This is a genomic window from Streptomyces sp. NPDC006430, assembly GCF_040612395.1.
Classification (GTDB): domain Bacteria; phylum Actinomycetota; class Actinomycetes; order Streptomycetales; family Streptomycetaceae; genus Streptomyces.
Map to the genome: position 1 here is coordinate 385,708 of NZ_JBEXQA010000001.1, position 18,459 is coordinate 404,166.

General features: G+C 72.1%; 17 protein-coding genes and 1 pseudogene. 9 read left to right on the forward strand and 9 right to left on the reverse strand.

What is annotated here, in order from left to right:
* Positions 1–350 precede the first annotated feature (350 nt).
* A pseudogene (locus tag ABZZ20_RS01815) lies at positions 351–1,943 on the reverse strand (penicillin acylase family protein); the annotation flags it as partial.
* 212 nt (positions 1,944–2,155) lie between these two features.
* On the opposite strand from ABZZ20_RS01815, the gene ABZZ20_RS01820 reads away from it, so the two are divergent.
* Positions 2,156–2,599 carry a GNAT family N-acetyltransferase gene (locus ABZZ20_RS01820; protein WP_356865642.1) on the forward strand — a complete coding sequence of 148 codons (444 nt, stop codon included), beginning with the start codon at positions 2,156–2,158 and terminating at the stop codon, positions 2,597–2,599.
* A 79-nt stretch (positions 2,600–2,678) separates the two neighbouring features.
* Here ABZZ20_RS01820 and ABZZ20_RS01825 read toward each other — a convergent pair whose 3' ends face one another.
* From ABZZ20_RS01825 to ABZZ20_RS01835, 3 genes are all read right to left on the reverse strand, one after another.
* On the reverse strand, positions 2,679–3,470 hold the full coding sequence (locus ABZZ20_RS01825) for a YhjD/YihY/BrkB family envelope integrity protein (RefSeq protein ID WP_356866122.1): 792 nt from the start codon (positions 3,468–3,470) through the stop codon (positions 2,679–2,681).
* 149 nt (positions 3,471–3,619) lie between these two features.
* A complete protein-coding gene (locus ABZZ20_RS01830; protein ID WP_356865643.1) occupies positions 3,620–3,826 on the reverse strand; it encodes a 4-oxalocrotonate tautomerase family protein in 207 nt (68 codons plus the stop codon).
* 61 nt (positions 3,827–3,887) lie between these two features.
* On the reverse strand, positions 3,888–4,652 hold the full coding sequence (locus tag ABZZ20_RS01835; RefSeq protein ID WP_356865645.1) for an SDR family oxidoreductase: 765 nt from the start codon (positions 4,650–4,652) through the stop codon (positions 3,888–3,890).
* Positions 4,653–4,772: 120 nt separating this feature from the next.
* Here ABZZ20_RS01835 and ABZZ20_RS01840 point away from each other — a divergent pair, with 120 nt between their 5' ends.
* The gene (locus ABZZ20_RS01840; RefSeq protein ID WP_356865647.1) at positions 4,773–5,681 is read left to right on the forward strand and encodes a LysR family transcriptional regulator; all 909 of its coding nucleotides are present in this window, start codon (positions 4,773–4,775) and stop codon (positions 5,679–5,681) included.
* Positions 5,682–5,687: 6 nt separating this feature from the next.
* Here ABZZ20_RS01840 and paaK read toward each other — a convergent pair whose 3' ends face one another.
* Entirely contained in the window at positions 5,688–6,992 is a 1,305-nt protein-coding gene (gene paaK, locus ABZZ20_RS01845) for a phenylacetate--CoA ligase PaaK (protein WP_356865649.1), read from the reverse strand.
* 319 nt (positions 6,993–7,311) lie between these two features.
* Here paaK and ABZZ20_RS01850 point away from each other — a divergent pair, with 319 nt between their 5' ends.
* The gene (locus ABZZ20_RS01850; protein ID WP_356865651.1) at positions 7,312–7,527 is read left to right on the forward strand and encodes a hypothetical protein; all 216 of its coding nucleotides are present in this window, start codon (positions 7,312–7,314) and stop codon (positions 7,525–7,527) included.
* Between the two features lie 47 nt (positions 7,528–7,574).
* Here ABZZ20_RS01850 and ABZZ20_RS01855 read toward each other — a convergent pair whose 3' ends face one another.
* A complete protein-coding gene (locus ABZZ20_RS01855; RefSeq protein ID WP_356865653.1) occupies positions 7,575–9,248 on the reverse strand; it encodes an acyl-CoA synthetase in 1,674 nt (557 codons plus the stop codon).
* Positions 9,249–9,423: 175 nt separating this feature from the next.
* On the opposite strand from ABZZ20_RS01855, the gene ABZZ20_RS01860 reads away from it, so the two are divergent.
* The 5 genes from ABZZ20_RS01860 (at position 9,424) to ABZZ20_RS01880 (ending at position 14,008) form a co-directional block, all read left to right on the forward strand.
* The gene (locus ABZZ20_RS01860; RefSeq protein ID WP_356865655.1) at positions 9,424–10,224 is read left to right on the forward strand and encodes a crotonase/enoyl-CoA hydratase family protein; all 801 of its coding nucleotides are present in this window, start codon (positions 9,424–9,426) and stop codon (positions 10,222–10,224) included.
* A 237-nt stretch (positions 10,225–10,461) separates the two neighbouring features.
* A complete protein-coding gene (locus tag ABZZ20_RS01865) occupies positions 10,462–11,427 on the forward strand; it encodes an OB-fold domain-containing protein (protein WP_356865657.1) in 966 nt (321 codons plus the stop codon).
* Positions 11,427–12,485 carry a thiolase domain-containing protein gene (locus ABZZ20_RS01870; protein WP_356865659.1) on the forward strand — a complete coding sequence of 353 codons (1,059 nt, stop codon included), beginning with the start codon at positions 11,427–11,429 and terminating at the stop codon, positions 12,483–12,485. The genes ABZZ20_RS01865 and ABZZ20_RS01870 overlap by 1 nt, the downstream gene beginning before the upstream one ends.
* Positions 12,482–13,648 carry a thiolase domain-containing protein gene (locus ABZZ20_RS01875; protein WP_356865661.1) on the forward strand — a complete coding sequence of 389 codons (1,167 nt, stop codon included), beginning with the start codon at positions 12,482–12,484 and terminating at the stop codon, positions 13,646–13,648. The genes ABZZ20_RS01870 and ABZZ20_RS01875 overlap by 4 nt, the downstream gene beginning before the upstream one ends.
* A gap of 120 nt (positions 13,649–13,768) precedes the next feature.
* Positions 13,769–14,008, forward strand: a complete 240-nt coding sequence (locus ABZZ20_RS01880; RefSeq protein ID WP_214944595.1) for a DUF397 domain-containing protein — start codon at positions 13,769–13,771, stop codon at positions 14,006–14,008.
* A 97-nt stretch (positions 14,009–14,105) separates the two neighbouring features.
* Here the strand turns inward: ABZZ20_RS01880 and ABZZ20_RS01885 are convergent, their stop codons facing one another.
* From ABZZ20_RS01885 to ABZZ20_RS01895, 3 genes are all read right to left on the reverse strand, one after another.
* Positions 14,106–14,666, reverse strand: coding sequence for a hypothetical protein (locus tag ABZZ20_RS01885; protein WP_356865663.1), 561 nt, complete (start codon positions 14,664–14,666; stop codon positions 14,106–14,108).
* Between the two features lie 40 nt (positions 14,667–14,706).
* Positions 14,707–14,940, reverse strand: a complete 234-nt coding sequence (locus tag ABZZ20_RS01890) for a hypothetical protein (RefSeq protein WP_356865665.1) — start codon at positions 14,938–14,940, stop codon at positions 14,707–14,709.
* Between the two features lie 66 nt (positions 14,941–15,006).
* Positions 15,007–15,363: a low temperature requirement protein A gene (locus tag ABZZ20_RS01895; RefSeq protein WP_356865667.1), complete on the reverse strand. Its 357-nt coding sequence runs from the start codon at positions 15,361–15,363 to the stop codon at positions 15,007–15,009.
* A gap of 260 nt (positions 15,364–15,623) precedes the next feature.
* Here ABZZ20_RS01895 and ABZZ20_RS01900 point away from each other — a divergent pair, with 260 nt between their 5' ends.
* Positions 15,624–18,431 carry an AAA family ATPase gene (locus ABZZ20_RS01900; RefSeq protein WP_356865669.1) on the forward strand — a complete coding sequence of 936 codons (2,808 nt, stop codon included), beginning with the start codon at positions 15,624–15,626 and terminating at the stop codon, positions 18,429–18,431.
* The last annotated feature ends 28 nt before the right edge of the window (positions 18,432–18,459 follow it).

Consider the following 18,459-nt stretch of genomic DNA (forward strand, 5'->3'; position numbering starts at 1 on the left):
CACGTCGACGACGTCGCCCAGCGACCACGGCCAACCCGGCGAGTTCCCGGCCGGCAGTGCGGATATCGCGTTCGTCTTACATCCAGCGGCCTTTGTGCTTGTAGCAGAGCACCGGGACGTCACCGAAGAAGACGTGGCCGTGCTGCAACAGGGCTCATATGTGGGGGAGTTCGTCGGGATCCAGCAGGACCGAGCCGCTCTGGGTCAGCTCCGAGAAGAGGGAGCGCGCGTATGGCCGAATGGTGGCAGCCATCCAGGACCAGCAAGACCCGGTCCTGCCCGCACCCGCCCTGACCTGCTGCTATTTACACGTCAAAGCCGCGTGATAACTATGCCTTGATCATGGTCTTGGAGTTCTCGACGTACGGTGCGTCGCGCAGCGTCGGCGCCCTCCCCGGGCCGAACACCCCGGGCTGCACCGCGTCCGGGTCCGAGCCGAGCGCGCAGTCGCCGCGCGCACCGTCGATGACCGCCAGGCCCGCGACGGGGTACGTGGCCCTGCCGAGCGGGGTGGAGCAGTGGGCGACGAGTTCGTCGGTGATCCGGGGGAGCACCTGGGACTGGGTGAACAGCGTGCCGCCGGCCGAGTCCGCGGCGACGGTGTTGACCCAGGGCAGGCCCTGGGTGCGCTTCAGCGCGTCCTGGAGACCGGCGACCGAGCGGGCCTTGCCCAGGGCGAGGGCGGTGTCGGAGCCGCGCAGGTTCGCCGCGTTCGGATCGTTCAGCGCGTACGCCGTACCGGCCGTCCAGGGCAGCGGCAGGCTCGGGCCGAGGCCGGTGATCACGGGTCCGTAGCGGGTCCACCACTGGGTGCGGGTGACGGGGGCGCCGTCCGCCACCGGGACGCTGACCGTCCGCTGGGTCATCTTCTCCGGCTTTCCGTCGACCAGGTAGGTCGTCGGGTCGGCCGGGTCCAGGGTGAGCTGGTGCAGGTTGACGGGGGTGCCGGTGGCCACGGTGTGGCTCCAGGCCACCTTCTCGTTGAAGCCGATGTTCACCACGGCGGTGCCCAGCAGGGAGGCGCCCGAGACGTTCAGTTCGCCGGGTATCGTCTGCTGCGACTGCCAGAACCGGCGCCCGCCCTGCCAGGGGTAGTGGGGGTTCCCGAGCAGCAGGCCGCGGCCGTTCGCCGTGGTGGAGCCGGCGAAGGCCACCGCGTTGGAGCCCATGTCGTAGCGGCCGGTGTCGAAGAAGGCCCGGGCGGCCTCGGCGGCGGTCGCCGGGTCGACCTCGGCCGCCGGCGAGGTACGAGCAGCCGCGTCGGCGGGCCGATCAGCCGTGGTGCCGGCTCTGGCGCCGGCCGTCGTGCCCGGCGGCCGAGCCGCGGCGATGTTGTCGACGGCGCGCCCCTGACCGCCGAGCACGGAGATGGCGAAGCCGCGGGAGGCCACGTCGAGGGCGCTGACCGGGTGCACCCAGCGTGCGCCCTTGCAGGCCGGGTCGGTGATCTCGTGCTGGGCCAGCCAGGCGTTGTAGCCGGCGGCCCAGCCGCGCATCAACTCCTTGAGGTCCCGGGTGGGACCGGCCGGGGCCGGCGTGGCGAGGAGCTTCTCGATGGTGCCGGACTCGCGTACGCCTTTGAAGTACAGGTCGCTGGTCAGGTTCTTGGCCGCGGAGGAGAGCGAGCCGTCGGGCGCCGCTTCGGCGCCGAACCAGCGCGAGCGCTCGCCGGCGACGGTCACGAATCCGTCGGCGAGCAGACAGACCTGGTCGGAGGCCTGGGCCCAGCCGGTGCCGAAGCCGAGGTTGGCGTAGTCGCGGGCCAGGATGTGCGGGACGCCGTTCTCGGTGTACCGGATGACGGCGGACAAGCCGCCGCCCGACGGCCCGCGGTCGGCAACAGCCGCGGCCGAGGCCTGCGGAACTGCGGCCGTGACGGCAAGCAGGGCGGCTCCGGTGAGAGCGGTGCGCCGGAGGAGCGGGCGGGTGCGGAAGTGCAACATGCCTCCCAAGTAGCCTGCGGGTGGGCCGGATTGGCCGGTGAAAGGGGTGCGCGTGTGCGCTCACACTCATGCAGGCGTTCTGGCGGTATGTCAACATCCCGTTTGGTACCCCGAGGTGGCGGTCCGCTGTCGCGGACGACGGTTCGGGTGGCCCGACGGGTCGGACGGGGCGGGCCATTGACGACGCGGGACGGGCACGGTTTCCTGCGGTCATGAACGATCTTCGTATCGAACGGGTGGACGGCGACGGCCCCGTGCTCCTGGACTGGCAGCAGGTCCACAACCTGATCATCCCCACTGACCCGCTGTCGCTCGACGACGTGCGGGAGCGCGCCGGGCGCAACCTGCTGGACGTCGCGTACCTCGACGACGTCCTCGTCGGCTGCTCGACGGTGCGTCCGCCGAGGGACGGTGCCGCCGTGGCCACGGTCATCGCCCGGGTGCTCCCGGCCCACCGGCGTCGGGGGTTCGGCGCTCAGCTCTACGCGCAGGGGCTTGCGGCGGCGCGCGGACTCGGCGCCGAGACGATCGAGACGGTGGTCCTGGAATCCAACGGGGACGGTCTGCGTTTTGCGCTGGAGCACGGGTTCGTGGAAGTGGAGCGGTACCTACTGCCCGGTGACAGCGTGCGCTTCATCGACCTCCGGCTCGCCTGAGCGGCACCCTACGGGACCTGCACCCTCCCGCCCCGCCCCGTCCCGCCCCTGCTTCCCCCCGCCTTCGCACTACCCCGTCTCACTCACCCGGCTCTCGCTCGGGTGCGAGGTCGGTGCGTCGGAGGCGGCGCAGGGTGAGGTGTTCGTGGATCACGCGGCCCACCAGGGCGCCGCCGTAGACGACGAAGCCGACGCCGACCAGCCAGGACTGGACGACGAGCAGCGTGCCGAAGGGGCCGTAGGTGACGGCGTTGGAAGCGATCAGCGGGGAGAACACCAGCTGGGAGAAGACCCGCAGGCCGAGCAGGCCGAGGCTGGTCGCCACCGCGCCCGGCAGCAGGGCGCGCCAGCGGACCCGGCCGCCGAGCAGCAGCCGCTGCGAGCCCCAGAAGAACAGGCAGGTGCCGAACAGGTCGCCGCTGGTTCCGAGGACCGTGCCGAACGCGTTGTGCGACGGCGCGGGGATCTCGACGAGCAGCGCGAGGTAGCAGACCAACAGGGCGAGCCAGACGACGTGCCGCCACATGGTGTGCCAGCGGGCGGTCGGCAGGTCCCAGACCTTCTCGTACCCGGTCTGCACGGCCGAGCCGAAGGTCAGGCCGAAGACGGCGAGGGCCGCGAGCCCGAATGCGGTCGTCCGTTCGAGTGCCAGGTCGGCCGCGCTGAACAGCATTTCGACCCGGGCCCGGGAGGACTCCGTGACCCCGAGCGCCTGGCCGAGCCAGCGGCCGAAGCCCGAGCCGCTGCCGGGGGCGGCGGCAGCCACGACCACCAGCAGCGGCACCAGGGTCAGGAACCCGAGCGCAGCGAAGCCCATGGCCCGGTGCATGAGCTCCATCTCCCGCCCCCGGCTCCACACCAGCCCGGCCATGGAGGCCTGGAACCGGTCGTGGAACTGTCGGAGGATCGAAGTCACGCCTCTTGGACTACCCCCACGGGCCCGCAGGCTCTCGGAGGCTGCACCGAAGTGGGCCCGAAGGGGTGGTTTCGGCCGCCCGCGCGGCAGTCGGCGGAATGCGCTCAGCCCTTCGTGCGGCGCCGGTACTCCTCGGTCGGCAGGCCCCCGACACCCCAGTCCTCAAGGGCGACCTCGTCGATGAGGACGAACGTGGTGGCGGGGTCCTTGTCGAGGACGCGGACCAGGAGATCGGTGACACCGGCGATGATCTCGGCTTTCTGAGCGGCGGTGGCGCCTTCACGGGTGATCTTCACGTTGACGTACGGCATGTTTCTTCCTGTCTGGGCGGTGGCAGCTGAAGGGCGAGGGGCGGGAGCGAGCGGGCCAGGATCAGGGGCGGCCGGTGACGTGGCCGCCGTCCACGCGCAGGACGTGACCCGTGACGAACTCGGCGTCCGCGAGGTAGAGGACGGCCTCGGCGATCTCGGAGACCTCGCCGACGCGGCCGAGCAGTGCGAGGCCGCCGTACGCGTCCACCTCCACTCCCGCGTGCAGCGGGGTGCGGACGATGCCCGGCGCGACGAGGTTGACCCGGATCCCCTCGGCCGCGAGCTCGGCCGCCAGGCTCGTGGTGAGGCCGTGTACCCCGGCCTTGCTCACCACCGGCGCGGAGGCCGGGTACCCGGCGATGCCGTGTTCCACCAGGACCGTGCCGATGTTGACGACGCTCCCGCCGCGCCCCTGCTCGCGCACGGCGCGCACGAAGGCCTGCGTGGTGAGGTAGGTGCCCTTGAGGTTGTGGGTGAGGTAGCCGTCCAACTCCTCCTCGGTGACGTCGGTGAAGGGCCGGGACGCGAAGGTGCCGGCGTTGTTCACGAGGACGTCGACGCCGCCGAAGCGGTCGAGCGCGGTACGGACGAGGGACTCGCCGGTCGCGCGGTCGGCGATGGTGCCCGCGACCCAGGCCGTGCGATCCGGGTGGCCCAGCGCCGCCGAGGCCTTGGCGAGGCGGTCCGCGTCGCGGCCGTTGAGGACCACGTTGGCACCGCGGGCCAGGAAGGCGCGGGCGATGTCCAGGCCGATGCCGCTGGAAGAGCCGGTGACCAGGGCGGTGGGGGTGTGCGTGGAGGTGCGGGCGGTGCTGGCGTCGGACATGGGTCGGCTGCCTTTCGGGCTGATGGGGTGCGTGCGTCGAAGTGACGGACAAGCACCAACGTAGGAGCCCCGAACCCATAAGGCCACGACGGATTTTGAAGCATGTGATAATCCCGTGTTATGGATGTGGATCTGCGTGACCTGGAACTTCTGGCCGCCACCGCCGAAGCCGGATCGCTGACCGCGGCCGCCGAACAGCTCTACGTGAGCCAGCCGGCCCTCAGCCAGCGGCTCACCCGGCTGGAGGACCGTCTGGGGATGAGGCTGTTCGACCGGGTGGGCCGCCGTCTGGTGCCGAACGCGGCCGGCCGCAGGATGCTGGTCGCGGCCCACCGCATCCTGGGCGAACTGGACTCGGCCACCCGGGAACTGCACGACATGCGCGACGGCCGGGACCGCCGGGTGCGGTTCGCCGCGCAGTGCAGCACCACCTTCCCGTGGCTGCCCCCGGTGCTGCGCGCCTTCCGCGCGCGCCACCCGGAGGCCGAGGTGCGGATCGAGACGGTCGCCGACGACGCGCCCATCACCGCCCTGCTCGCCGACCTCGTTGACGTCGCGCTGGTCACCAAGCCGGACCTGCAGATGGACCGGGTGGACCTGATCCAGCTGTTCGAGGACGAGATGGTGGCCGTGGTGCCCGCCGCACACCCCTGGGCGTCCCGCCGGCACGTGACGGCCGCCGACTTCACCGGCGTGGATCTGGTCCTGTACGACGTCTACGACCAGAACCGGATCCCGTCGAACCCGCTGCCGATCCCGGCCCAGGCCCGCCCCGCCCGGATCACCACGATGCCCCTGGTCACCGACCTGGTGATCGAGATGGCGGCGGGCGGCCAGGGCATCGCCGTACTGCCGAACTGGGTGGCGGCACCGTACGCGGCCTCCCACGGTCTCGCGCTGGTGCAGATCGGCGCCCGGCCCCTGACGCGCACCTGGTTCTGCGCCACCCGCCCCGGTCCCCGACCGTCCCACGTGGAGGCCTTCGTCGAGGAGCTCGTGGCCCGCCTCGGCCCCGTCGGGGCCAGCTGACGAGGATCAGGGCGTCGAATCGCGCAGGTCCACCAACCGCTTGATCTTGCCCACCGAGCGTTCCAGCGTCTCGGGGTCGACCACCTCGACCCCGACGGAGACCCCGATGCCCTCCTTGACCGCCCGGACCACGGCGGCGGCTGCGGACTCCCGCTGACCTGCATCCGCTTCGCGGCGCGCCTCCACCCGTACGGTCATGGCGTCCATCCGGCCCTCCCGGGTCAGCCGCAGCTGGAAGTGCGGGGCCAGGTCCGCGGTCCGCAGCAGGATCTCCTCGATCTGGGTCGGGTAGAGATTGACCCCCCGCAGGATGATCATGTCGTCGCTGCGGCCGGTCACCTTCTCCATCCGGCGGAAGGCCGGCCGGGCGGTGCCGGGCAGCAGACGGGTCAGGTCGCGGGTCCGGTAGCGGATGACGGGCATGGCCTCCTTGGTGAGCGAGGTGAACACCAGCTCCCCGGGCTCGCCCTGCGGCAGTACTTCGCCGGTGAACGGGTCCACCACCTCCGGGTAGAAGTGGTCCTCCCAGACATGCAGACCGTCCTTGGTCTCCGCGAACTCCTGCGCCACACCGGGACCGATCACCTCGGACAGGCCGTATATGTCCACCGCGTCGATGTCGAGGCGCTGCTCGATCTCCCGGCGCATCTCCTCCGTCCACGGCTCCGCACCGAAGATCCCCGTTCTCAGGGACGTGCTGCGCGGGTCGATCCCCTGCCGTTCCATCTCGTCCAGCAGCGTGAGCATGTAGGAGGGCGTCACCATGATGACCTCCGGCCGGAAGTCCTGGATGAGTCGGACCTGACGGTCCGTCATCCCGCCGGATGCCGGAATGACCGTACAGCCGAGCCGCTCCGCCCCGTAGTGGGCGCCGAGCCCGCCGGTGAACAGCCCGTACCCGTAGGCGATGTGCACGATCTGGCCCGGTCTGGCGCCCGCCGCCCGGAGGGACCGGGCCATGACGTCCGCCCAGGTGGAAAGGTCCCCGTCGGTGTACCCGACGACGGTGGGGCGGCCGGTGGTGCCGCTGGAGGCGTGGATGCGACGCACCTCGGAGCGGGGAACGGCGAACATGCCGAAGGGGTAGTGGTCGCGCAGGTCGGCCTTGGTGGTGAAAGGGAACAGGGCCAGGTCGGCGAGGGAACGGCAGTCCTCAGGGTGGACCGCGGCCTTGTCGAAGGCCTGTCGGTAGAAGGGCACCTGCTCGTAGGCACGGCTCAACGTGGCACGCAGCCGCTTCAACTGGAGAGCGGCCAGCTCGTCACTGCTCAACCGCTCGCCGTCGTCGTGAACACCTGCGTGCGCCGTCATGCCGTCACCCCATCGCGAGCCGAGAAAGCCGACCGATCATTCGGTAGATTGCCGCAGCTCCGCAGGTAAATCAATGACTCGAACGAGTGATCGCATGGTGAAGTGGTGCCGTGTCGATCTTCCACAGATCACGCCGACCGCCCGGTCCGGGTCGTCCGGGCGGGGCTCTGCGCACCACCCCTGGCTCGGCGACCCGCACTGGTTCGCGGACCGGGTGGAGGCTTCCTCGCCACCGGGCTCTGAGCGGCGGCCGTCCCGGCGCGGGCGTACGGTCGAAGGAGACGTCCCCGTCGAAGGGGCGCGAAGGGAGGCGGCGGCGATGTCCGTCATCGACCCCGCAGTATCGGTGCCGCTCAGGGCCTCCGGCGCCCGCCGCCTGGTGGGTCTGCTCGACGAAGCGGTCCAGCTGCTGGAACAGCCGGGTCCGCTACGGCTCACCGAGGAGCAGGTCGCCGTACTGGGACAGGGTGCGGACCGCGAGGAGCTCGCGGCCCGGCTCCGTGACCTGGCGGCCGAACTGCGCGCCCACCTCTGAGCTGCTCCGGCTCCGGCTCCGAATCGGCTCCGGATCGATTCGGCGGGCTACCGGGCGCCGCCGTCTCCCTGTGCCGTCAGCCGTTCTCCGCGAGCCGCGTCGTCCGCCTCCGTCGCCACCGACTTCGCCCAGCGGTAGTCCGCCTTGCCGCTGGGGGAGCGTTGGATGGCGGGCGCGATGACCAACTGTCGCGGGATCTTGTACCCCGCCAGCCTGGTCCGGCAGTGGCTCTGGATCTCGTCCAGGGTCGGCTCCGCAGCGCCCGCCCGGACCTGTACCACTGCGGCGACGTGGGAGCCCCACCGCGGGTCCGGGACGCCGGCGACGAGCGCGTCATACACGTCCGGATGGGACTTCAACGCCTGCTCGACCTCCTCCGGGTAGACCTTCTCGCCGCCCGTGTTGATGCACTGCGAGCCGCGCCCGAGCACCGTGACGATGCCCTCCTCGTCCACCGTCGCCATGTCGCCGAGCAGCACCCACCGCTCGGAGCCCTTCTGGAAGAAGGTCTCGGCGGTCTTGGCCGGGTCGTTGTAGTAGCCGAGCGGGACGTGGCCGCGCTGCGCGAGCCGCCCCGGTGCGCCCACCGGCACGGGCTCGTGCGTCACCGGATCCACCACCTGCGTCCGGTCGTTGACGACGAGGCGGAAGCCCTTCTCCGGGCCCGAATCGTCGGCCGCCCTACCGTTGGAACCGGACTCGGAGGAACCGAAGTTGTTCAGGAGCAGCACGTTCGGTACGAGCCGCTGGAACTCGGCCCGCACCGAATCCGACATGATCGCCCCGGACGAGGACACGCTGAACAGCGAGGACAGGTCAGTTCCCCTGAGTGGGCCGTTCAGGGCGTCGATGAGCGGCCGGAGCATCGCGTCGCCCACCAGCGACACGCTCGACACCTTCTCCTTCTCGATCGTGCGGAGCACCTCCTCGGGCACGTACTTGCGGTGGATGACCACCCGCTGGCCGTAGTTGAAGGCGATGAAGGAGGTCAGCGTCGAGGTGCCGTGCATCAGCGGGGGAGCGGGGAAGAAGGTGAGCCCGGCGCCGCGCGCCGCGACTCGCTCGGCCAGTTCCTCGGGCCGTTCGACCGGTTCGCCCGAAGGCTCGCCGCCGAAGAGCCCCGCGAAGAACAGGTCCTCCGCCCGCCACATGACGCCCTTGGGCATGCCCGTGGTGCCGCCGGTGTAGATGATGAACAGGTCGTCGGGGGAGCGCGGCGGGAACCCGCGCGCGGGCGAGCCCGCCGCCGCGGCGTCCGCGTACGGGACCGGTGCGAGCGCGGGTTCCGGAGCGCCCCGTGGAGCCGCGCCGACGCGGATCAGGTGGCGCAGTTTCGGCGCCTGCGGGAGGGCTGCCGCCACCCGCTCGGTGAACTCGCCCTCGAAGACGAGCGCGGCGAGGTCGGCGTCGTTGTAGAGGTAGACCAGCTCCTCCTCCACGTAACGGTAGTTGACGTTCACCGGTACCAGGCGGGCCTTCAGGCAGGCCAGCACGGTCTGTAGGTATTCGATCCCGTTGTAGAGGTGCAGCCCCAGGTGCTCGCCGGCCTTCAGCCCGCTGTCCAGCAGGTGGTGTGCGATGCGGTTCGCCGCGGCGTCCAGCTCCGCGTACGTCAGGCGGCGCTCGGCACCGGTGCCGGGGTGGTCCACGTACACGAGGGCCTCGCGGTCCGGGACCACGTCGACGACTGACTCGAACAGGTCGGCAAGGTTGTACTCCACCGTTCCTCCTCACCCCCGAAATGCCCGTGGCTGTTCTGCTCGGCGGTCATTAGAGCGCCGCGCGGCCGAAGTGGGAAGGGCGAGGCCCAAGAAATCTGACTGTGTGTCAGAAAACTATTGAACTGCACCCGCCCCTCCTGCAACCTGTTCTAGGTCTTGAGACGGGAGGACGGCAATGGGTGGGACCGAACACCTCACCGTGGAGCGTCACGGCGCCACGCTGGTGCTCACCATGAACAGGCCCGAGGCGAAGAATGCGCTCTCGCTGCCGCTGCTGGTGGGGCTGTACGACGGCTGGCTGCAGGCGGACGCGGACGACACCGTCCGTTCGGTGGTCCTGACGGGCGCGGGAGGCGACTTCTGCGCCGGAATGGACCTGAAGGCACTGGCCGGGAGCGGGATGGCCGGCGACCGGTACCGGGACCGGCTCAAAGCCGACCCCGACCTGCACTGGAAGGCGATGCTCCGCCACCACCGGCCGCGCAAGCCCGTGATCGCGGCGGTGGAAGGCTACTGCGTGGCCGGCGGTACGGAGATCCTCCAGGGCACGGACATCCGGGTCGCGGGTGCGGGTGCCACCTTCGGACTGTTCGAGGTCAGGCGGGGCCTGTTCCCGATCGGCGGCTCCACGGTCCGGCTCCCGCGCCAGATCCCGCGGACCCACGCACTGGAGATGCTGCTGACCGGCCGACCGTACTCCGCCGAGGAGGCGGCACGGATCGGGCTGATCGGCCGGGTTGTCCCCGCGGGGATGGCGCTGGCCACGGCCCTGGAGATCGCGGAGCAGGTCAACGCCTGCGGGCCGCTCGCCGTCGAGGCGGTCAAGGCCTCGGTCTACGAGACGGCCGAGCTGCCGGAAACGGACGGACTGGCCGCCGAACTGGCGCGCGGATGGCCGGTGTTCGACACGGCCGACGCCAAGGAGGGGGCCCGGGCGTTCGCGGAGAAACGCCCGGCGGTCTACCGCCGCGCCTAGCCGCTGGCCGCGGGTCGAACGGTCCACGCCGCCACGGGCCGAGGCCCCTCCGTCCCGGAGAGTCCCGCCCAACCCCGGCCACCGCGGCCGGTCGGCCATCCGGCCACTCGGGCGGTCGGTCTCGGTGGAGCCGGCTGGCCGGGGCGCCGAACTCGGCGCGTCCGGCGGGAGGCGGTGCACGGACAGTTCGACCAACACCCCGCGACGCCCCCGTCCGGGAGAATCGGAGAGACCGCCATGACAGCCGCGTCCCCGCCAGAGGTGCTGCGCGCCCCCCTCGTCGTCGAGTTCCCCTTCACCCGCTCCCTCGGTCCCGTCCAGAGCGCCTTCCTGACCGGGCTGCGCGAGCGCGTCGTCCTCGGTGTGAAGACCTCCGACGGCGCGGTGATGGTCCCACCGGTCGAGTACGACCCCGTCACCGCCGAAGAGCTCCGCGAGCTCGTCGAGGTCGCCGCCACCGGCACCGTCACCACCTGGTCCTGGAACGGCGCCCCGCGCCCCCACCAGCCCCTCGCCACCCCCTTCGCCTGGGTCCTCGTCCGCCTCGACGGCGCGGACACCGCGATCCTGCACGCCCTCGACGCCCCGGGGCCCGACGCCGTGCACAGCGGGCTGCGGGTGCGCGTGCGCTGGGCCGAGGAGCGGACCGGTGCGATCACGGACATCGCCTGCTTCGAACCCCACGAGGGTCCCGAAGGACGAGGAGCCGTACCGCACGACGGGCAGTTCGCCGGCGCGGGCGCCGTCACCGGCATCGTCGCCGAGGCCCGCCTCGACTACACCTACAGCCCCGGCCGCGCCCAGACCGCGTACATCAACGCCCTCGCCGAGCAGCGGACCGTCGGAGAACGCTGCCCCTCCTGCCACAAGGTGTACGTGCCCCCGCGCGGCGCCTGCCCCACCTGCGGGGTCGCCACCACCGACCGCGTCGAGGTCGGGCCGGCCGGCACGGTCACCACCTACTGCATCGTCAACATCAAGGCCAAGAACCTGGACATCGAAGTCCCCTACGTCTACGCCCACATCGCCCTCGACGGCGCCGACCTCGCCCTCCACGGCCGGATCGGCGGCATCCCGTACGACCGGGTCCGGATGGGCCTGCGCGTCGAGCCGGTGTGGACCGAGGGCGGCCGTTACCCCGACCACTACCGTCCCACCGGCGAGCCGGACGCCGACTACGACGCGTACAAGGAGCTCATCTGATGTCCCGCTACGCGCGCGAGGTCGCCGTCGTCGCCTTCGCGCAGAGCGACCACCTGCGCCGCACCGACGAACTCAGCGAAGTCGAAATGGTCATGCCGGTCCTGCACCAGGTGTTGGCCCGGACCGGTCTGAAGGCCGGCGAGATCGGCTTCACCTGTTCCGGGTCCAGCGACTACCTCGCCGGCCGGGCCTTCTCCTTCACCATGACCCTCGACGGGGTGGGCGCCTGGCCGCCGATCTCCGAGTCGCACGTCGAGATGGACGGCGCCTGGGCCCTCTACGAGGCCTGGGTCAAGATCCAGACCGGTGAGGCGGACACCGCGCTCGTCTACGCGTACGGGAAGTCCTCGCCGGGTTCCGTGCGTGACGTCCTGACCCGGCAGCTCGACCCCTACTACGTGGCACCACTGTGGCCCGACTCGGTGGCCCTGGCCGCCCTCCAGGCGCAGGCACTGATCGACGCGGGCGAGACCGACGAGGCCGCCCTCGCCGCCATCGGCGCCCGAAGCCGGGCCGCCGCGGAGGCCAACCCGCACGCCCAGCTCCGCGGCGCCGTCGGGCAGGGCGCCTACCAGGTCCGGCCGTTGCGTACGGGCGACTGCCCGCCCATCGGCGACGGCGCAGCCGCCGTCGTGCTGGCGGCCGGTGATGTCGCGCGCCAGTTGTGCCGGCGCCCGGCCTGGATCACCGGCATCGACCACCGGATCGAGGCGCACAGCCTCGGCGTGCGCGACCTCACCGACTCCCCGTCCACCCGGCTCGCCGCCGAGCACGCGGGGGTCTTCGAGCGGCCGGTGGACACGGCGGAACTGCACGCGCCGTTCTCTTCCCAGGAGGTCGTACTCCGCAAGGCGCTGGGTCTCGGTGACGGCGTGGCCATCAACCCGTCCGGCGGGCCGCTGGCCGCCAACCCGGTCATGGCCGCCGGACTGATCCGGATCGGCGAGGCAGCCGCCCGGATCCACCGCGGCGCGTCCGACCGGGCCGTCGCGCACGCCACCTCCGGTCCCTGCCTACAGCAGAACCTGGTCGCCGTCCTGGAAGGGGACCGAGCATGAGCAAGGAGCCCGTGGCCGTCGTCGGCATCGGCCAGACCAAGCACGTCGCCGCCCGCCACGACGTGTCCATCGCGGGGCTCGTCCGCGAGGCCGCGGCCCGGGCCCTCGCGGACGCCGAGCTGACGTGGGCGGACATCGACGCGGTCGTCATCGGCAAGGCCCCCGACTTCTTCGAGGGCGTGATGATGCCGGAGCTCTACCTGGCGGACGCCCTCGGCGCGGTCGGCAAGCCCATGCTCCGCGTGCACACGGCCGGTTCGGTCGGCGGCTCCACCGCGCTCGTCGCCTCCAACCTGGTCGCGGCGCGCGTCCACCGCACCGTCCTCACCCTCGCGTTCGAGAAGCAGTCCGAATCCAATGCGATGTGGGGCCTGTCGCTGCCCGTCCCGTTCCAGCAACCCCTGCTGGCGGGCGCCGGCGGATTCTTCGCCCCGCACGTGCGCGCGTACATGCGGCGCACCGGCGCACCGGACGCCGTCGGCTCGCTCGTCGCGTACAAGGACCGGCGCAATGCGCTGAAGAACCCGTACGCGCACCTGCACGAGCACGACATCACCCTGGAGAAGGTCCGGGCCTCGCCGATGCTGTGGGACCCGATCCGGTACTCCGAGACCTGCCCCTCCTCGGACGGGGCCTGCGCGATGGTCCTCACCGACCGGGCGGGCGCGGTCCGTTCGCCCAGGCCGCCGGCCTGGGTGCACGGCGGTGCCATGCGCAGCGAGCCGACGCTCTTCGCGGGCAAGGACTTCGTCTCCCCGCAGGCGGGCAAGGACTGTGCGGCCGACGTCTACCGGCAGGCGGGCATCACCGATCCCAGGCGGGAGATCGACGCCGTGGAGATGTACGTCCCGTTCTCCTGGTACGAGCCGATGTGGCTGGAGAACCTGGGCTTCGCGGAGGAGGGCGAGGGCTGGAAGCTCACCGAAGCCGGGGTCACCGAGCTCGACGGCGACCTCCCCGTGAACCCCTCCGGGGGGGTCCTGTCCACCAATCCGATCGGGGCCTCCGGCATGATCCGCTTCGCGGAGGCGGCCCTCCAGGTCCGTGGTCAGGCCGGGGAGCACCAGGTTCCGGGTGCCCGCCGTGCCTTGGGGCACGCGTACGGCGGCGGCGCGCAGTTCTTCTCGATGTGGCTGGTGGGGGCGGGGGAGCCGACTTCCTGATCGCGACGGAGGCTGCGGATGCGGTACCGGACGGGCCGAAGGTGACTCACCGTGGCCTGTGCGGCATCCGTCGCGATGGTTACCCTGGCTCCCGGACGACGTACCGGGAGGAGCACGCACGTGGCCGAGAGCATGACTTCGCAGCCTCTGGCCGGCTGGGGCAAGCCGGACCTCGATCTCAGCGGGGCGGACTGGCAGTCGAGCAGCCGGGGAGCGGGAGACGTCCAGATCGCCTTCGTCGAGGGGTTCATCGCGATGCGCAACAGCGAGCGCCCCGAGAGCCCCTCGTTGATCTTCGCGCCGGACGAGTGGCGCAAGTTCGTCCTGAACGCGCGGGGCGGCGAGTTCGACCTTACGTAGCCGGAGACCGACCGGCCGTCGGCCTCCGGCCGGCAGCACGGGAAAGGGCCGGGCATCCCCGCGGGGTGCCCGGCCCTTCCGTAGGGTCCGGGCCGGTTCAGCCGGGGGTCGCCGCGGGGGACGGGCCGTCCTTGCGATCCGGGTTCATGCAGTCGAAGACGACCTGGCCGGACACCGCGTCGACGTAGAAGTCCCCGTCGTAGTGGCCGCCGGTGACCAGGGCGTCGAACGTCTCGCTGGACACCCACCGGGCGCCGGTGGGCAGGACGTCGCGGATCTTCTCCGGTACGTCCTGGGGTACGGCCGCGGCGAAGGCGTACGAGGGATCGTCGAGGTACGCACGGACAGCGGCCACGTCCTGGGGCCTGAGCACCCCGAACAGCCGTACGTCCGTGGGTCCGGGAGCACCTGCCAGCCGCCCAGCGGAGGCCGGCTGCATACCGCACCAGGTGGTGGACCCGATCCGGCCGAGTTCGGGAAACCTGCTGGCGATCGGATCGGTCTCCGTGCGCACCGTGCACGTTCCCGTCAGCCGGCCGTGGCCCGAAGCCGTGGGCGGGGCGGCGTGCGGGGCGCCGCCCCGCCCGGTGCACGCGCAGAGCACCGCGCCCACCGCCACCGCGGACAGCACACCGCGCAGGAGCCCGGTCCCCCTCATCGACGCTCCCCTTTCCCCTGCCTACCGGAAGTCGACGAGCCTATCCGGCCCCGTCGTACCCCTCCACCGCACGCGTCCACGCCGTCGCCAGGACCAGCAGCCACACCAGTTGGACGGCCGTGGCCTGCCGGTCCACGGTGCCCGCCACCAGGACGACGGCCAGTGACGGCCCCACCCGCAGCAGCGCCCCGCGCACCCCGCGGCCCGAGCAGGCCGTTGCCGTCCCCGTGATCACCAGGTACACCGCCGGACTCGCGCACAGCAGCCACCGCACGGACGCCGGAACCGGGTGGGTGGTCCGTGTACTCCACCGAGTCGCCGAGGGCAGCCGCCAGCACCGTCACCGAGCCCGCCACGAAGCAGTGCAGCGGCAGGACCAGCCGGACCGGAAGGCGTCCCGCGCCAGGAGCGGCACCCCGTTCGCCCCGTGCCGCAGCGACAGCGACCACAGCAGGAGCGGCAGCAGGAACGCGCCGGCGCCGACCCCGTAGAGCGCCGCGTCCCATGCCACCTGGGAGGCCGCGGCCACGAACATCACCGCGTACAGGGCGACCTCGTCCCCACCCGGATCGCCGCGCAACAGGTGCGCCAGCTGGGCGACGCCCGCCACCGCCGTCAGATCGAAGAACAGCTCCAACCAGGAGGCGTGCCGCTCGCCGTCCGCAGGCGCCGACTCCGCAGCCGCTGATTCGGTCATATCGGGATGACAGGGAGGCGGGGCGCGCGAGTGGCGAGAGCGACGTGCGGAGTCTCGTCGTGCACGCCAACGCCGCCGTACAAGCGAAACAGGCCACCCTTTCGGCGCAGGAGGAGCACCCGAAAGGGCCGGATCCCAAAGAAACCGATCTTTCCCGGCCGAGTGCCTTCCCCAGCGCGTACGCGGGCGTACGCTGATCACCCGAACAGGCCTGGGGGGTACCAGCCATGACGGAACGCCATACCCGAAGACGGCGGAAAATGTTCGAACGTACTGCGGAGCTCGACACCGTGGACGAGGCACTGGACCAACTGACCGGTTGCAGCCCGGGCAGCCCCGGCGCCGGCGGCGCGCTGCTCGCCTTCTCCGGCTCCGCCGGCCTCGGCAAGACCACCCTCCTCGCCGAAGTACGCCGCCGCGCCGTCGCCCGCTCCTGCACCCTGCTGGCCGCCCGCGGCGGCGAACAGGAACAGAGCCAGCCCTTCCACGTCGCCCGCCAGCTCATCCAACCCCAACTCGCCGCACACTCCGATAGCGAACTGCGCGCCGCCCTCGGGAGCTGGTACGCCATCGTCGGCCCCGCACTCGGCCTGTGCGCCCCCGAACAGGGCGCCCCACCCGACCCCCAGGGCCTGCGCGACGGCCTCGACTGGGTCCTCACCCACCTCACCGTCCAGCGCGCCCCCGTCGTCCTCGTCCTCGACGACGCCCACTGGGCCGACCCCGAATCCCTCTCCTGGCTCGCCGCCTTCGCCCCGCGTGCCGAACACCTCCCGCTACTCCTCGTCGTCGCATACCGCCCTGACGAACTGCCCGGGCACGCCCAGGCCTTCCGTACGCTGCCCGGCCGTGCAGGACAGCGCCCCCTGGCCCTGGCGCCGCTCACCCAGGCCGCCGTTTCCACCCTGGTCCGCGAGGCCGTCGGTGACCACGCCGACGACGCCTTCTGCCGGGAGGCCTGGGCCGTCACCAACGGCAACCCCTTCGAGGCCGTCGAGCTCACCGCCAAGGTTCGCGACAAGGACCTCGCCCCCACCCGGGACAGCGCCCCACTGCTGCGCGACCTCGCCGCCGCCCAGCGCGGCAGCGGCCTGATAGCCCGCCTCGAACGCCTCGGGCCCTCCACCGTCCGCTTCGCCTGGGCCTGCGCCGTCCTCGGCACCGCCATTCCACAGGAACTCGCCGCCCGGGTCGCCGGACTCGGCCCCGAAGAGGCAGCCGACGCCACGCGCCGGCTGCGCGAGGCCCGCATCCTGTCCGCGCCGGGCGAGGAACCCCACTGCGGACTGGAGTTCGTGCACCCCCTCATCGCCACCGCCCTCTACCGGGCCATCCCCGACGCGCTACGGGTCGCCCTCCACGGGCAGGCCGCCGTGGCCGCGATCGACGCCGGACTCGGCCCCTCCGCCGCCGCTCGCCACCTGCTGGAAACCTGCCCCCAGAACGACCCCTGGGTGGTGCGGACCCTGCGCGCCGCCGCCGCCGAGAACCTACGGGCCGGCGCCCCCGAGGCCGCCCGCCGCCAGCTCGCACGGGCACTGCGCGAGCCACCGGACTTCGCCGAGCGCGCCGCCGTGCTGTACGAGCTCGGCTGCGCCTCCCTGCTCACCGAGCCCGCGAACACCGTGAACCACCTACGGGCCGCGCTCGCCGAACCCTTCGACGACCCCGCCCTGCGCCAGGGCATCGTCATCCGCCTCGCCCAGGTCCTCGCGCACAGCGACCGCCTCGCCGAGGCCTCGGAATCGCTCGCGCGGGAGATCCCGTACACCCAGGACGTCCGGGCCCGACTGCGCCTGCAGTCGGAGCAGTTCATGTGGGACGCCTTCGACGCGGCCGAGCCGGACTCCCCGGCGCGCTCGCGCCGGCTGGCCGGGCTCGCCGACCGGTTGACCGGCCGCGACCTCACCGAGCGGTACGTCATCGGGCTGCGCGCCTGGGACGCCTGCCTGCGCGGAGAGCCGGTGGACGTGGTCCTGCACCACGCTCGGCGCGCCCTGAGCCCGGCGCTCAGCTGGGCGCACGAGGACCGCGGCTTCGAGGTTCCGGCGCTCACCGCCATGGTCCACATGTACGCCGACCGGCCCGGGCGGGCCGAGGAACTGTTCGAAGCAGGCACCGCCGAGTTCGAGCGGCAGGGCTGGCGCGGGGCCCACCTGTCCTTCGCCTACAGCCTGCGCGCGTACGTCCGCTACCGGCGCGGGCGGCTCGTCGAGGCCGAGGAGCTCGCCCGGGCCGGGCTGCACCTCGCCGAGCGCGTCGGCCGCCGGACGCCGGTGCACTGGTACGCCATCGCGATCCTCGTTACCACCCTGCTGGCGCGGGGGCGGGCCGATGAGGCGTGGGAGCTCGCCCGGGAGCACGCGTACGCAGAGCCCTTCCCGGCGGCGGTGGTCTTCCCCGATTCCCAGACCGTGTACGCCGAACTGCTGCTGGCTCGTGGAGAGACGAAGGCGGCGGCAGCGGAGCTGGAGGCCGTGGACCGCAGACTGAGCCCGCGCGGGATCCAGAACCCGTCCTGGTGCCCGTGGCAGCTGCTCCTCGCGTGCGCGGTGTCAGGGGAAGAGCCGGCGAGGGCGCGTGACCTGGCGGCCGACGCGGTACGACGGGCTCGCGCGTTCGGGGCCCCGTCCGGCATCGGACAGGCGCTGCGGGTGGCCGCGCAGGTGGCGGCCCCGCAGGACCGGGTGCCCCTGCTGACGGAAGCGGTGGAACTGCTGTCGGCCTCGCCGGCCGGATACGAGCTGGCGTGTGCGCTGGCCGCGCTGGGAACGGAACTCGGGGACGTGGAGGTGCTGGCGCGGGCCGTGGTGACGGCGCGCGAGTGCGGGGCGGACGGGCTGGAGCGGACCGCGACGAACGCCCTGCTCGGGCTCGGCGGGCAACTGCCCTGCGGGCCGGCCCGCGAGGAGCGCCTGACCGACGAGGAAATCCGTGCGGCGGAGCTGGCCGTACGGGACGATCCGGCGGTGCGCGACCGGGACCTGTCCGCGGTCTTCCGCAAACTGGGCACGGACCGCTCCGGACTGGCCGACGCACTGGAGGCGTCCGCCCGCAGCACAAGGTGATGCACACGGCATCCCGAGGGGGCAGGGT